The following is a 16,752-nucleotide window of genomic DNA, read 5'->3' on the forward strand; positions in this document are numbered from 1 at the left end:
ATAAATATATTATAATTCTGGTAGCTTATTTAACTATAAGAGTAACGCGGTCTTAAAAATAAATTTATTATATTATAGCAGAGTTACTTAATTTACTATTCTCTAACCATGTAGATTATTTTAATGTATATTATTAAAATTAATTATAAATTAATAAATCTTAATAGATAGATAGCTATACTATAAATTAGATAATATGCAAATTTAAATAAATATTTAATATTATCATATTATTATAAAATAATAATATTTTTAAATTAAAAACTTTACTAAAATTATTACTAGTAGTTAGGTTTTATTTTATTATTCATAACTATACTTCCTTTAGCTACTATTTCTTTATTTCTTATGTATATTTATAAGGTATTATCCATGCCTATTAATAATTAACTTACGCTAAGACTATTTATACTTATAACCACTCAGTTATACATTATGATTATCTTGTACTAAAAATTCTTTCTAAAATTACTAAGATATAACTATTATAAAATATAACTAAAGTTTTCATAAAACATATAGTTACCTATAATAGAAGTGTTGTAATTACCTAAATAAACTAACCTCTATTTCTAACAATAGAGTATAACTTAATTAATTGTTTAATATATTATATTCAATAATAATAAGAAGAGCTAATAATATAATCAGTCGTATAGCTAAAAATAAATAGTAAGCACTTTAACTAACTAATTAGTTAGTTAGTTAGTAGTTAGTTAGTTAGTTAGTTAGTTAGTTAGTTAATGTTATTAAATTTTAGTATAAGTTTATATATAATTAATAATATTGTCACAGTCATAACTATTAAATTATATGTTATAATTTTTCTCTTTATTATAATTATTTTTTAATGTAAATTTTTAATTTAACTAATTAGTATAATAAATAGTTACAATATACAATTACTGTAGTTTTATTTAATTTTTACATTACTATTCTAGTAGATATCTTATTTTTTATGTAAATATCAATCTAATTTACTAAATAACTACCGATACTATTTTAATAAAACTTGCTATTATAAAAATATTAGCTATAAAAATAGGATTAATTCCCATTATAAAATATATAGTCTCTATTATATCTACTACTAAAATAACATGGATACAAACAAAATAAATGTATTTGAATTACTTTCTACTATTATTATTGTTATTTTAACAAGTATATTAATAAGTATGTTATTTATATGGTAGCTAGAATAATAAATTATTCTAGTAAGCTAATACGTTAGTCTACTTTTTATCTAAGATGATAATGTTATTATAATAAAATTTAATACTAGTCTTGCATTCTTAGTATAGTCATACTAATATTATTGATAATCATAAATAATAATGATATTATTATAAAAAATTTAAGCGAAATATATAGATTGTAATCTTAATGATCTAGATAAATATTAGCTAAATATTTAGCTTAATTAATATTTAATTTACCTAGTATTATATAGTTTTCATTCCTAATTTTTTACTTTTTAGATCATTTATTGTAAGTATATCACAGCACTTTATAAGTTTTTCTCAAAAAATTTCTATAAAATAAGTAATACTCATAACTTTAGTGGTACGTATTACTATTAGTGTTATTTAACTTGTATTAATAATTTATTTTTATTTTTAGTTTATAATATATGATTTTAAGCAATATTTACAATCTTCAGGATAGTCATGTTTTACTAATAGCAAAATACTCGCTAATATTATTATAAAGTAAAATATTAACTACAGATATTCTAAGCAATAAATATAATTTTAGTAGGAATTAAGTAAAAAATACTTTAGCTTATTAGATTATTCATTATTTATAGCTTTCTATTAGGGAGTCTCCAAAGTAATATTTTTATTAGTTTAAGTACAGGTAATATACTATTAACTAATTATATATTATTATTCACATATGAATGTTATTAAACCTGAAGATTATGTATTTGATCGGCGTCATATCTGGCACCCTTATACTTCAATGAGCAATCCGCTTCCGTGTTATGCAGTTATTGCTGCTAATGGTGTTAAATTATATTTAGATAATGATCAGTATTTAATTGATGGTATGTCTTCATGGTGGGCTGCCATTCATGGTTATAATCATCCAATACTGAATGATGCCATGTGCAAACAGTTAAAAAAAATGTCCCATGTCATGTTTGGTGGCATTACCCATCTGCCAGCAATTACACTATGTCGTAAGTTAATAAATATTACTGCTAAATCGTTACAAACTGTTTTTTTAGCAGATTCAGGATCAGTTGCGGTAGAAGTTGCATTAAAAATGGCATTACAATATTGGCAAGCTAAAGGAGAGAAACGCCAATATATATTGGCGTTACGTCATAGCTATCATGGAGATACTTTTGCTGCCATGTCAGTATGTGATCCGCAAAATTCTATGCATCATCTTTATCCAGGCTATCTAAAAGAAAATTTATTTGCTACAGCGCCAACACTATCTCGCTTTAAAGAAGGTAATGCACAAGAGAATTGGGATGAGCAAGATATTAGTGATTTTACAACTATAATTACATGTTACTCTAATGAAATTGCAGCAGTTATTATTGAACCTATTGTACAAGGTGCTGGCGGTATGCGTTTCTATCACCCAGATTATTTAAAAAGAGTAAGAAAACTTTGTAATCAATACCAAATTATATTAATTGCTGATGAAATTGCTACTGGTTTTGGACGTAGTGGTAAACTATTTGCCTGTGAACATGCTGCTATTGAACCAGATATTCTTTGCTTAGGTAAAGCGTTAACTGGAGGTTATATGACTCTTGCTGCTACTTTAACTACTCGCCAGATTGCTGAAACTATTAGCTTGGGTGAAGCTAGTTGTTTTATGCATGGCCCTACTTTTATGGCTAATCCGGTAGCTTGTGCAGTAGCAAATGCTAACTTAGATTTATTAACACAGAACCATTGGCAACAACAGGTTCAAAACATAGAAACTCATTTATGGCAAGCATTATCACCATTAAAGGAACAGCAAATAGTAGCAGATGTTCGGGTGTTAGGTGCTATTGGTGTAGTAGAAATGAAGGAAATGATTAATGTTGCAGAGGTACAACGTAAATTTGTTGCACAAGGAGTATGGATCCGGCCTTTTGGTAAGTTAATTTATTTAATGCCTCCATATATTATTCAACCTACGCAACTACAGCAGCTAACTGATGCTATAATAGCTATACTAAAATTTATTCAAGACAGAACATATTCTGCTTATCCTATAGAATAATTTCATAAGAAATTATTCTTAATCTTTTTAAGTTATATTTAAATAATAAAATAGATAAAATTGTAGTTTTAATAAAGTAAATAAGTATTTAAAATTTATTTTTTTAAAATGAAGCATTAGTATAAAACATAAAAGATTTATAATAGGTTCTAAAAAAATTAGAATGTGTTAATAGGTATATGTTAATTATGATAAAATAGAATGATAAGATTTAAGGATAAAATGTGAAAAAATTTTTTATGAAGCAAATATTTGTAAAAAAGGTTTCAATTATTGCTAAATGTTTAGTAAATACTAAAATTTTTACTGAAATGGCAACAGCTGAATTATTAATAAAAAAAATTTTTAACGATAGCTATTCAGAGCATTCATTTGATGAATGGAATACTAAAGTATCAGAACTAAGTGCTAATCGTATTATTGCTCAAGTTGCGACTGCATCTAAAGTTCGTGTTCGTAATTTAATTCAAGAGTTATGGTATCATTAATTTTTATTATTAAGGAACTTTTTAACTAATTATATTGTACTATTTTTTATAAATCTTCTAGTTCTTCTACTTATCCTGTCTCTATTCTAGTTATTTTAGCTTTTATCGTTATTTTAATTATTTTTATTCTATAGTCGTAGAAATAAATTAATATAAAGTTATATCGTTACTTTAGTTAGCATTATATTAGAATTATAATACTAACTAGTCTTAGTAGGTTTGTTTATTAAATAGCGTTTAATTCTTAATAGTGTTAGCTTATAAAAGCTATGCACTATTTATAACTATCTCTAAGGTTCAATATACGATTATTGCTATTTTTTTAAAGAATTCTAATTATTGAATAAATTTTAGTTTAAATAATTTTAAATTAGTATTACTTACAATAATTTTATTATTAAGGTTATTTAAAACTAGCACTTATTAACATAATAAATAAATAAAATTTATAAATAAAACACTACTAAGTAATAATATTTCTTAGTTTTTATTATTTTAAAATAAAATATATTATTTATATATTTAAATGTATTTTTTCGTTACTAAACAGTACATATGACAGTAATATATAATCTATAGAATATTATTAATATAGTATTTATTATATAAAAGTATATCTAACTCTTTTAAATAAAATAAAATATTAAAATTAGCCAAAAACTACTAGATAGCTCTTATGTAATAAGAATTATTAACACTAAGTATGCATAATTTATAACATATATTTATAACATACATGTAGTCTTTAGAAGAAATTTATTGATTTATAAGATTATATAATTATTTAAATTATTAACTTTTCTGAGGTATTTATGAATACATCCATATATTCACGATTAATTATTTTAGGTTCAGGACCTGCAGGTTATACTGCTGCAATTTATGCAGCACGTGCTAATCTAGAACCATTATTAATTACTGGCATAGAACTAGGCGGTCAATTAACTACTACTACAGAAGTAGAAAACTGGCCAGGAGATACCAAAAATTTAACTGGTACTCTTTTAATGGAACGCATGTTTAAACATGCAGAAAAATTTGGTACTACATTTTCACAAGATCATATTATCAATACAAATCTTACAGAGCATCCTTTTCATTTATTTAGTAGTAACAAAGAATACACATGTGACGCATTAATTATTGCTACAGGAGCTAGCGCACGTTATCTTGGTTTAGCTTCAGAAACAATCTTTAAAGGAAAAGGTGTATCAGTTTGCGCGACTTGTGATGGTTTTTTTTATCGTAATCAAAATGTTGCGGTAGTAGGAGGGGGAAATACCGCTATTGAAGAAGCGTTATATCTATCAAATATTGCAACAAAAGTTTATTTAATTCATCGTAGAAGTACGTTTCGTGCAGAAAAGATATTAATTAATAGACTAATGAAAAAAGTTATTGAGGGTAAGATTATTCTATATGATAATAGTATCTTAGAAGAAATAATAGGTAATGATACAGGTGTAACAGGTCTATGCTTAGGCAGTACTAAGGGTGAACAAGGCAAAAAACTGGTAGTTTCTGGTATTTTTATTGCTATTGGTCATGTTCCAAACACTACTATTTTTGCTAATCAGTTACAATTAGAAAATAGTTATATTAAAGTACAGTCAAGTCTTAGTGGAGGCATTACACAAACTTCTATTCCTGGTATATTTGCTGCTGGCGATGTAATGGATCACATTTATCGTCAAGCTATTACCGCTGCTGCAAGTGGTTGTATGGCAGCTTTAGATGCTGAGCGTTATTTAGATAGTTTAAATAAATAAACTAATTAATAATTTATAAATAAAATAAGACGATAAAAAAATCTTCTACTAGCTAAAAATAGAGTACATATAATCTTTAGTTACGCTTATTTATATTATTAATTCTATTCATGTACTTTACTAATAATTACTTAGACAGGATTATTAGTAATACTTTTGTTTAGTAGCTATCTGTTATTTAATTAATTAGATAATTTACTATTAAATTTTTAATTAATTATTTTAGTTGCTAAAAATTAAAAAACTAAAATATCATTATCAGTATAATAAATTTATTTTTATAATAGTAAAAGATTTATGTATGTCTTATTATTACTTTATTATTAAATATTAAAACTATATTAATATTTATTTTTTATAATTTCTATTATAAAATTATCTATAAAATAATAAACCTAATAAAATAAATAATAAAATTCTATACCAATAACAAAAAATTAGTACTACTACAAAAAATAAATATAATATATTAATATAAAATATTAGTTATAAAAGAATAACTTATTATATAATAGTTTTATTATAAAAATAATAAGTAATAAATAATAAATAATAAGTAATAAGTAATAAGTAATAAGTAATAAGTAATAATATATGTACTTTTTAGTAAAAAGTGATTGATTACAATAATTAGTAACAAAATTATTAAACTAAGCTGTATTGTTAAAAATAATTAATATTTAAATACTTATAAATTGCTAATATAGCAATCCTGTTTGTGTTTAATAACACAAACAAAAAATAATACGATATTTTTGTTACCTATTTAATATCAATCAAATAGAGGCAAATATAGTGGCTAAAGTAGTTAAATATGCATTTATCTGTAATGAATGTGGTATGCATTATTCACGTTGGCACGGGCAGTGTAACTCTTGTCTTACTTGGAATAATATTACTGAAGTACACATAGCAGCAATATCCTCTACTTCTATTTTACATAATAAGAATTTTGTAGGCTATGCTGGCAATGATAGTATTAATAAAGTTCAACAACTATCAACAATTAACATTAAAAAACTGCCTCGTTTTTCTAGCGGATTTAAGGAATTTGATCGAGTACTAGGTGGGGGTATAGTCCCAGGAAGTACTATTCTTATTGGTGGTAACCCAGGTGCTGGTAAAAGTACCTTATTATTACAGACATTATGTAAACTCGCTTCCCAAATGAAAACTCTATATATTACTGGTGAAGAGTCATTACAACAGATAGCAATGCGCGCTCATCGCATTAATCTAGATAACGTTAATCTATATATGTTGTCAGAAACTAGTATTGAACAGATTTGTTTGATTACTAAGCAAGAGCAATCACAATTAATAGTTATAGATTCAATTCAAGTAATGTACATTGCTAATATTCATTCTTCACCAGGTAGTATAGTACAAGTACGGGAAAGTGCTGCTTATTTAACCCGTTTTGCTAAAACTCACGGAGTAGTAATTATTATGATTGGGCACATAACAAAGGATGGCGCCCTAGCAGGTCCTAAAATTTTAGAACATTGTATTGATTGTTCTATAATGCTTGATGGTGAGAGCGATTCTCGCTTTCGTACGTTACGCAGCTATAAAAATCGTTTTGGTGCTGTTAACGAACTAGGAGTATTTATGATGACAGAACAAGGACTGCGTGAAGTAAATAACCCTTCTGCAATTTTTCTAAGTCATAGTGATAATATGATGGCTGGTAGTTTAGTTATGGTAATATGGGAAGGTACACGTCCTTTATTAGTTGAAATTCAGGCATTAGTAGATCATTCGATACTATCTAATCCACGCCGTGTAACTGTGGGGCTCGAGCAAAACCGTCTAGTAATATTATTGGCAGTTTTACATCGTCATGGTAGTTTACAAATGTCAAATCAAGATGTCTTTATAAATGTTGTTGGTGGAGTAAAAGTTACTGAAACAAGTGCTGATTTAGCATTATTATTGGCTTTAGTTTCTAGTTTTCGTAACCACCCCTTACCAAAAAACATTATCGTATTTGGTGAAGTAGGTCTATCTGGAGAAATCAGGCCAGTACCTAATGGACAAGAACGTATAGCTGAAGCCGCTAAACATGGCTTTATTCGTGCTATTATTCCTTATGCTAATATACCGAAAAAAAAATTATCCACAATGCAGATATTTGGTGTAAAAAAATTGACAGCAGCATTAGAAATATTAGATAATTTTTAATTAATAGCCTTTTATTTATTATATCACGTTAATTTGATTACTAATATAGTATAAGATTTTTATTAAAATATGCCTTATCATAATAAAATACTATAAATTTTATAAAATATTTTATAAATATAGTCGTATTACTTAAATAATATTACTAATTTTAACTATTAATTATAATAATAATTCTAACAACTCCAACTATAAGTTTTATAAATTAGCTATTAACGTAATTTTTATTCTATAATTAAATAAATTTAATTTAAATAAATATACTGTACTATGTATGATTCTCATATAGTTTATAAATTAAAAAATAAAAAATATTTATTACTAATCATTTAAATTTTAATTCTAAACTATAAAATAGTATCCTATTATAATCTAATTTAAATAAAACTATAAGAAAAATAAAAAGATAATATCATATTATTAATTTATATAAAGTGTTTTAACTTAATCTAATTTGTATTTAATAAAATTTTTTAGATCTGAAAAATAAACAGAAAAATATTAAAATATACCTCAGTTTTTAATATTATATCTTAAATATTCTAATATTTATAGAGCACATGTTATCCATAATAATAACCGTTACTTTAGGATATTTTAGGTATAAAATTTTAGATTATTTTAGGTATAGAAAATATTGCTTTTAACATTGTAATTAAAAGCATCAATAATTAATAATATCTCTTAGGGATACCTAATAAATTATTACATACTCTAATTACTAAAACGTAAATTATAGAGTATACAAGTTTTATAGCAAAATTTACTATACTTCAAATATAATAGATACTTCAAATGTTTCTACTAAATATTAAGTATCCTATATTAATAAAAAATCTAAATAACTCTCTATACTAAGTATACAATACTATCGTATCTATTTAGTAGTAATTTTACTAGATGTTAGGTGATGTTTGATTTATTTAATTTACTACTTTAGATTACTATTTTCTATACTAAAGTGTATTGTTGTTTATATATAGACTAGAGCTTATTTTTTCTTTAATAGATAGTGCATATTAACTAAATATTAATAAATAGTAATATTAATAAATCAGCAAAAAATTTTATAATTAAAAATTATTAAAATAATAAAATATAGTATTGGTTAATTATTAAAATATTAATCCTAAAGTTAAATGCTAGCAGAAGGAACTAATAATTATATAGCAAATTATTATAAATAGTAAATTTTTAATAATTATTACCTAGTATTTTCCTTATTAATTTCAGGAATATCTTCGTTAAGAGTATTCTAAGATTTTAATCTAAAAATATATTTTTATGTTAATCTTATATAAAAAATATTTTTTAAATCTTAATTATTATATTATAAATTTACTATATTTTATAATAATCATTATATTTTATACCATATAATTTATGCTAATATTTTTATAACTGTTAAAGAAAGATTTAATTAATTTATCATCTTAAGAATTCATATCAGAATTAGTCAAATGTTTAGTGATTTTATAGAAAAGATTTTTCTTAGATAAAACTATGTTACTAGACATTATTGCTATTAAACTACATGTTAGATTACGTTAAGTAGTTAAAATTAGTATATAATAAATAAAACATTTACAAAAAAATTATCGTTTACTAGTTACTAATAAGAAATTAAAGTATATTTAGTTAAATAAAGGTAAAAGCATCACCATAAATATGGGATTTTTGTGCAGCGCGTTCTGCACAAAATCGTTCACGCGCAATTTTAGCCATTTCAAAACGACCAGCAATATAAATATCTTGTTTTGCTAATGAATAATAATCTTTTAGTACTACATGTAATACATTACCAGTTCTACCCTGCCAACTTTTATTTGATTGCTCAATTACCGGAACTATATGTAATTGTGGATATTTAATTGTTAGCATTTTTAGTTCATGTAAATTATAAAGATCCTTAGCTATACGCCCCCCCCAATAAAGAGATATTTCACGATTTGGTTGTTCATCTAATGCTGCTAGCAAAATAGAACGAATATATGAAAAACCTGTACCACCAGCTATTAATAATAAAGGACGCTTACATTTTTTACGAAACCAGGCATTACCATAAGGCATATCAATGTTTAGTGTTTTATTTTTTAGAATTTTATTCATTATAGCTATTGCGTATAAATTAAATTCTGAAGCGTAAATATGGAGTTCAAGATATTTATGCTGGGAGGGTATAGACGCAATTGAAAATGGACGTTTATCATATTTATTTATAATAACCATTAGATATTGACCAGCATAAAATGAAAATGGCATATAAGGAACTAATTTTACCCGATATACTGTTTCAGTAATATTATCTATAGAGGCAACTTTACAATTTAAAATTGTCATGTATTCTTTCTCTATATTAGTATTTAGACGCTAAATCTAATATAGCTAGTTTATCCTAAATTTTATCGATGTATGCGTAATTTTTTAATCTACTTTAACAGAGTATTTAATTAAAGTAGGTCTTTATCTTTAATTAATTAGTTGTATAGGTCTCTATTTTTAATTCTAGTTTAAATATTAAAAAAATCTAAATAATAAATTAAATATTTTTATTAAAATATCTTATTCACGAGATATACACAGATTATTATCTGTCTAAATATATCATTTAAATTACATACATTACTTTATTACCATAACTAGTATATTACTTTTTATAATTACTATAGACATATAATAAGAGCACCATGAAAACTACTATTGAAAACATTAACTAACTTTTATATCATTATTAATAATTTAAGTTATCTCTATGGTTAAATAATCAATATATAATTAATTTATTTTTTTATTAATAGTTATTAAGAATAAATACCTAAATTTTTTATCTTATATTTTTTTAGAATTTATACTTTTGATAATAATTAGCACTAATTATACTAGTAGTACTATAATTTAATCAGCAGTGAATAATTAAAATATAGTATAAATTAATACTATTTTCCTAATAAATTTTTTTAAGAAATTACTTCTTAATATATTTAGTAGCATATTAAATATTTGCTTAAATTTTAGTAAATTATTAAAATTAAATATAAAAATTTTTTGATAGTCTTAGCTATTTTAAAGTACTAATAATACATTTATTTTTATATAAAGTACTTATATCTTTTTACTACATATTTAATATCACTAACTTAATAGAATTGAACAGATTATATAATACTAGTAACTTTATAACTAGTAGAGTTCTAAAGTAATAGAATAAAATATTAGCACATAAAGTATGATTAATAGTATCAATTATTTTCAAATAGTTATTAATTTATTAATAAAAAATATTTAAACCTCTTACCTTTTTATTCAAGTAATTTAATAAATTTAAATAATTACTATCTAACTATATTAAAACTACCATTATTAACGTTAATATTTTAACACATATTAGTCTAAAAACTACACTTATATTCCTATCTATAAATAACTATAGGTATCTATATATTTTATATTACCATAAATTCTTACTACTATTTAGGTTAATTCTTTAGTATATAATAACTATATTTACTATTAGCAACTTATAAAGCATATTATATATTAAGGGTCTTATTTTTAATTACTAATACATGTCAGTAATATATTATTAGATAATAATTTTAATATTATATAGAAATAAATTATTTTATATTAAATATTAAGTAATTTGATATTTTATCATAACTTTAAGTGGTTATGATTTTTAATATAATTATTTTATAAAAAAATAAAATAATATCACTAACATCTACATGTTACTCTTATAATGAAAACTAAAAATAAGACAGAAAAGAAAACTAAATAAATATATCACTAATGTTTAGTATTACTTATAAATTTTATTATATCAGTACTATAATTATTTATAGTAAACTTATACTTATAGTATAAGCACTTAACATTAGCTAGATCTAGTTATAGTAAAGTAAATTTTATATCATAGTAAATAAAAGTAGTTTTTATATAGGAAAATTATTCAAACAAACATATTATTCTGCAAAATATTAAATAATTAATTTATCATTATATAAAAATCCTTATAATATTAGTATATTAATGTAGCTATTATTTAAATGGAACTAAAAAATTGAAAAAAATTTCTGTCGATAAAATAGCGAATGAATTGTATACTATTTTAGATATGCTACGTTGGGCAGTTAGCTGCTTTAATACTACTAATCTATATTATGGTCATGGTACTAATAATCCTTGGGACGAAGCATTGAGATTGGTTCTTCCTAGTTTATATTTACCAGTAGACATGCCAATAGATGTTTTAAGCCATGCTAATTTAATTTTAGATGAACGCCAGCTTGTTGTTAAACGAATAAAATACCGTGTTGAAAAACGTATTCCAGTGGCTTACCTTACTAATAAGGCATGGTTCTGTAGACACGAGTATTATGTTGATCAGCGTGTTTTAATACCTCGATCTCCCATTGGAGAACTAATTGATAAGCATTTTGATGGTTTTTTAGTCAGTACTCCTAAATATATTTTAGATATTTGTACTGGTAGTGGTTGTATTGCTATTGCTTGTGCATATATTTTTGAACAAGCAGAAATTGATGCTGTTGATATCTCAGAAGAAGTATTAGCAGTAACTGAATATAATATTCAGCAACACGAAGTTGAACAACGAGTAACGCCAATTTGTTCTGATTTATTCAATAATTTATTACCAATGCAATATGACTTAATTATAACTAACCCCCCATATGTAGATATCAAAGATATATCTAATTTGCCACCTGAATTTAGTTACGAACCTAAATTAGGATTAGTAGCAGGGGATAATGGTCTAAAACTAATAAATCGTATTTTAGCCTGTGCGCCAAGTTTTTTACAAGATGATGGTATCTTAATTTGTGAAGTAGGTAATACTATGGAAAAACTTATAGAGCGCTATCCTAATATTCCGTTTAATTGGCTAAAATTTAATAGAGGAGGAGATGGTGTTTTTATGTTAACTAATCAACAATTAAAAGAATATCATTCTAATTTTAGTTCTTGTAATGATTTATAAATATTTTAAATTTTTTTAAAAATTATAGTAAGTAATATTAGAATATAATTCTTGAAACATAGTAATTACTAAAGTACATAACATACAAATATTATTAACTAGTGTATTACGTAAAATTCATGGTATGTAGTAGTATTTATAATAAATTATATTAATAATAGTTATTATTAGATAGCGTTTACTTATGATTTAAACTAATTTTTTATATAAAATTCCTTATTAAAGCATAGATAAAAAAGATAAAAATAATTAATTTTAACTATTAATACTATCTAAATAGTATTAATAGTTTTAAGCAAAGTAATTTAATTAAAAAATTAAAATATAAACTTATAGGATTACTTTTAGTATACGATAAATATTTTATCTAGAAATTAGACCTTTATACAAACTACCAATAATAGCATATTTTGCAGCAATAACAAAAATTTTAGATTCTTCGTTTATCTTAATAAACAATATTAATAAATTTAAAATAATAAAAAATTAATTCTAAAATAAATAAATGATCTAAATAATTTAAGGTAAAAATTTAATTAAGTGAGTTATAATTAACTTAAAACATACCTTAATTAAATTAGAATAAAAATAAAAAGATACTAACTACTATTAGTAACATTGTATAAAATACACTAATTTATAAGTAACAAGAATAGCATTCAAAGATACAACAAAAACTCTATTATTTTATTAAAATATTACAAATTAAAATAATTAACTAAAGATTAATTAATAGTTTAATTAATTTCGTACTGTTTGTTAGTATTAATACTAACAATATCGATAGTATTAGTATTAATAAAGTTATATTTTATAACTAAAAATTTAAGTGCTTCTATAAAGATAATAAAATAAATATTACGTATCTAGGTATAATATTTACTAGGAACTAATACCCAATAATGATCTATAGCATAACTAGTAACTAAAAATTAATTACCTTCTAAGTAAGAGTTAGATCTTAACTCAATAAAAATTATCTAGCAAAATAGTAATTATAAAGTACCTCGTTAAAATATAGCACTAAGAGCTGCTAAAATTAATAGTTATTTATGCTTAAGTGGTAACAAGTAAGAAGTTATTGATTACCCCACTAATAATTTACGTATAGCTTTAAATTAATATGCTTATAACTTTAAATTAATAAAAAATAATTAATAGTATCTATATTAGTAATAAGTTTTACCTTAATATTTACTATATACTAAAAATATTAGCTATTACTATAATTTATACTAAGAATAATACGTATCTCAAATAAATTAATATAGAGTAATACTCTTTACTATTTATAATTTTAGTATAACTTTATATTGATATTTGCTTGTATAGGGAAAATTTTTACTAAGTTAAAGAATTTAATTTTTTTAATTATTTTAAGTTGACTAGTAAATTAGGCATAAGTAAAAGTAATTTCTACCACATTGAATTAGTTTTTAATTTTATCTTATTGAGCCTTATATTAGTATATACTAAATATATTAAGAAATTTATTCAACCGATGATTTAGAAAATATTTAGTAATAAATTAATAAAATTATTAAATTTAATTACATAGTTTTTTCTATTTTTAATGCAACAAGAGATCTTAAAAATTAAGGTATTAAAACTAAAATTCTATATATATAAATCTTCTTAATACTAATTTTTTATAAGTCTTTATAAAAATCAGTTAACATAATATTTTCTGGTATGTTACTTTTATTAATTTATAATTAGCTTTTTAATTATAGCTTATAATTATCTAAAGATATCTTTAATCCAATTAGTAATTCTATCTTTTTTAGATTTATATTGTTTAAATAATTGTTCTGTAAGTTGCTGTGGCGCTACTTGAGTTGTTTCACAAAGTCTAGCTGGATCTTCTATCCAAACAGGAATAGTACGCCAATAATTATAAGTATTACAGATAAAGTTACCGGCAATATCAATATTCATTTTAACAATTCCTTCTGGTGGCTGTAATACTAAAGGCAATGGTGTTTGATTTTCTAGATAACGACGATATAAAGTTAAAGCACCATTAGCTCCAGTTAATTGTGCAGGACCATTATTATCACGACCAACCCAAATAATAGCAACTTCTTTACCATCTATTCCAGCAAACCAGCTATCACGAAGATCATTAGTTGTCCCAGTCTTTGCTGCTAAGTTATAATGTGAAAATTTTGTCTTTAATGCGCTAGAAGTACCACGTATTACAACTTGTTGCATTCCATATAAGGTTAGATAAGCGGCTTGAGCAGCAACCATACGTTTAGCCTGCGGAAAGCTATGGTATAATACAGTTCCATTTTTAGCAATTACTGCGCGTAATGCAGATAAGGATGCACGATTACCACCACTAGCAATAGTTTGATATTCTTGCGCTACTTCTAGTGGTGTCAGGCTAGTCGATCCTAATAACATAGCAGGTACTGAATTAGTAGCTGAATATGAAATTCCTAAGCGTTGTAAAATTATGTTAATTTGATCTAACCCAACTGATAATCCTAAATTTACTGTTGGAATATTAAGAGAATTTACTAATGAATCTAGTAGCATTGTACGACCACTAAACTGATGATTGTAATTTTTTGGTTGCCATACAGAACCATTAGGCTGCTTAAGTAATAGAGGTTGATCTTCTAGCCAAGTATTTAAACGATATTTATTAGGTTGACTTAGTGCTGTTAAATAGGTTGACGGTTTTGCTAATGAGCCAATTGGATGACGTGCTTGTATTGCACGGTTAAATCCAGCAAATTGTGGCTGAGAACTACCTGCTATTGCATGGATTTCGCCACTTAAACGATCAACTACTACCATAGCTGTTTCTAAATCATTAATATGATATGCTGCCTTTAATGCTGGTATACCATTTTCAACTGATTTTTCTACTGCACTTTGTGAAACAGGATCTAGCGTAGTAAAAATTTTTATTCCAGATAAATTATTAGCTTTATCGCCTAATTTTTGCTGTAATTCATGACGAACTATTTGTATAAAAGCTGGTTGTGGAATAATTACTCCACCTTTAGGTTGTACTCTTAATGGTCGTATGCTAAGTATATTATATAATTCAGTATTAATAATTCCTTTATTTTGTAGTAATTTTAATACTAAATTACGCCGTTCTAGTGTTAGTTTAGGGTTACGCCATGGGTTATATAAAGAAGCACCTTTTACCATACCAACAAGCATTGCCTGTTGATCTAAACTAAGTTCATTTATTGGATAACCAAAATAATATAAACTTGCTAGTGGAAAACCATGAATTTGATTACTACCATTTTGACCAAGATATACTTCATTGAGGTATAATTCTAAGATATAATCTTTACTGTAGTGATAATCAACTAATAATGCCATATAAGCTTCATTGACTTTACGTAACAAAGAACGCTCATTAGTTAAAAACATATTTTTAACTAATTGTTGGGTTAAAGTACTACCACCCTGTATAGTTTTTCTTGCTGTTATATTAGCTAATATTGCACGAGCAATTGAATAAAAATTAATACCATCATGTTGATAAAAATGATAGTCTTCAGTTATTAATAACGTATTTATTAATAATTCAGGAAATCCAGAACGTGAGATAAATAAGCGTTGTTCTCCGTTAGGAGATTGTAACATAGTAATTAATTTAGGATCTAGCCGAAAAAAACCAAAGTAACGCTGATTATCTAAGTTTTTGATTTGTGTAAGATGATTATTGTTAAATAGTAAAAGAGCATGAATCTGCCCTTCTTTTCCATCAGGGAAATTAAATGCACGGCGTAATATCTCAATACTACTGCTTTGTACAATAAATTCACCTGGATGAGCTATACCACTAACTTGACGATATTGCATTGCTTCTAATAAATTAATTATTTCTTTTTTACTATAGGCCATACCAGGCTCAAGGTTTATCGTGCGCCCATATACTACTGCTGGTAAATCCCAAACTGGACCATCAATACGTTTACGAATTTCTCTGTCAAGATGAATACCGTAACTTATTAACAAAACTATAGTGATTAAAAATAATTTAGTTACTAACTTTAACCAGTAATATTTTTTTTGTACTAGAAATAATTTCTTTTTACTT

At 24.3% G+C, this 16,752-nt stretch carries 6 protein-coding genes and 1 pseudogene; 5 read left to right on the top strand and 2 right to left on the bottom strand.

The features are described from left to right. Positions 1-1,899: 1,899 nt before the first annotated feature. The 4 genes from bioA (at position 1,900) to radA (ending at position 7,675) form a co-directional block, all read left to right on the top strand. Positions 1,900-3,234 carry an adenosylmethionine--8-amino-7-oxononanoate transaminase gene (gene bioA / locus AB4W73_RS02005; protein ID WP_367680190.1) on the top strand — a complete coding sequence of 445 codons (1,335 nt, stop codon included), beginning with the start codon at positions 1,900-1,902 and terminating at the stop codon, positions 3,232-3,234. A gap of 239 nt (positions 3,235-3,473) precedes the next feature. Next, entirely contained in the window at positions 3,474-3,722 is a 249-nt protein-coding gene (locus tag AB4W73_RS02010; protein WP_367680754.1) for a DNA-binding protein, read from the top strand. Between the two features lie 812 nt (positions 3,723-4,534). Then, on the top strand, positions 4,535-5,491 hold the full coding sequence (gene trxB, locus AB4W73_RS02015; RefSeq protein ID WP_367680191.1) for a thioredoxin-disulfide reductase: 957 nt from the start codon (positions 4,535-4,537) through the stop codon (positions 5,489-5,491). Between the two features lie 795 nt (positions 5,492-6,286). After that, positions 6,287-7,675, top strand: a complete 1,389-nt coding sequence (gene radA, locus AB4W73_RS02020) for a DNA repair protein RadA (RefSeq protein WP_367680192.1) — start codon at positions 6,287-6,289, stop codon at positions 7,673-7,675. A gap of 1,638 nt (positions 7,676-9,313) precedes the next feature. Here radA and fre read toward each other — a convergent pair. Further along, the gene (gene fre / locus AB4W73_RS02025; protein WP_367680193.1) at positions 9,314-10,015 is read right to left on the bottom strand and encodes an NAD(P)H-flavin reductase; all 702 of its coding nucleotides are present in this window, start codon (positions 10,013-10,015) and stop codon (positions 9,314-9,316) included. A 1,723-nt stretch (positions 10,016-11,738) separates the two neighbouring features. Here fre and prmB point away from each other — a divergent pair. Next, entirely contained in the window at positions 11,739-12,677 is a 939-nt protein-coding gene (gene prmB / locus AB4W73_RS02030) for a 50S ribosomal protein L3 N(5)-glutamine methyltransferase (RefSeq protein ID WP_367680194.1), read from the top strand. Between the two features lie 1,740 nt (positions 12,678-14,417). Here prmB and mrcB read toward each other — a convergent pair. Then, positions 14,418-16,727 (bottom strand): annotated as a pseudogene (gene mrcB, locus AB4W73_RS02035) (bifunctional glycosyl transferase/transpeptidase); the annotation flags it as partial. Between the last annotated feature and the right edge of the window lie 25 nt (positions 16,728-16,752).

Origin of the sequence: Candidatus Fukatsuia anoeciicola, assembly GCF_964059965.1 — a bacterium.
Taxonomy (GTDB): Bacteria; Pseudomonadota; Gammaproteobacteria; order Enterobacterales; family Enterobacteriaceae; genus Fukatsuia; species Fukatsuia anoeciicola.

Bases quoted from the DNA above. Each gene is read 5' to 3' on its own strand.
- bioA (WP_367680190.1), top strand. From the start codon at position 1,900: ATGAATGTTATTAAACCTGAAGATTATGTATTTGATCGGCGTCATATC.
- AB4W73_RS02010 (WP_367680754.1), top strand. From the start codon at position 3,474: ATGAAGCAAATATTTGTAAAAAAGGTTTCAATTATTGCTAAATGTTTA.
- trxB (WP_367680191.1), top strand. From the start codon at position 4,535: ATGAATACATCCATATATTCACGATTAATTATTTTAGGTTCAGGACCT.
- fre (WP_367680193.1), bottom strand. From the start codon at position 10,015: ATGACAATTTTAAATTGTAAAGTTGCCTCTATAGATAATATTACTGAA.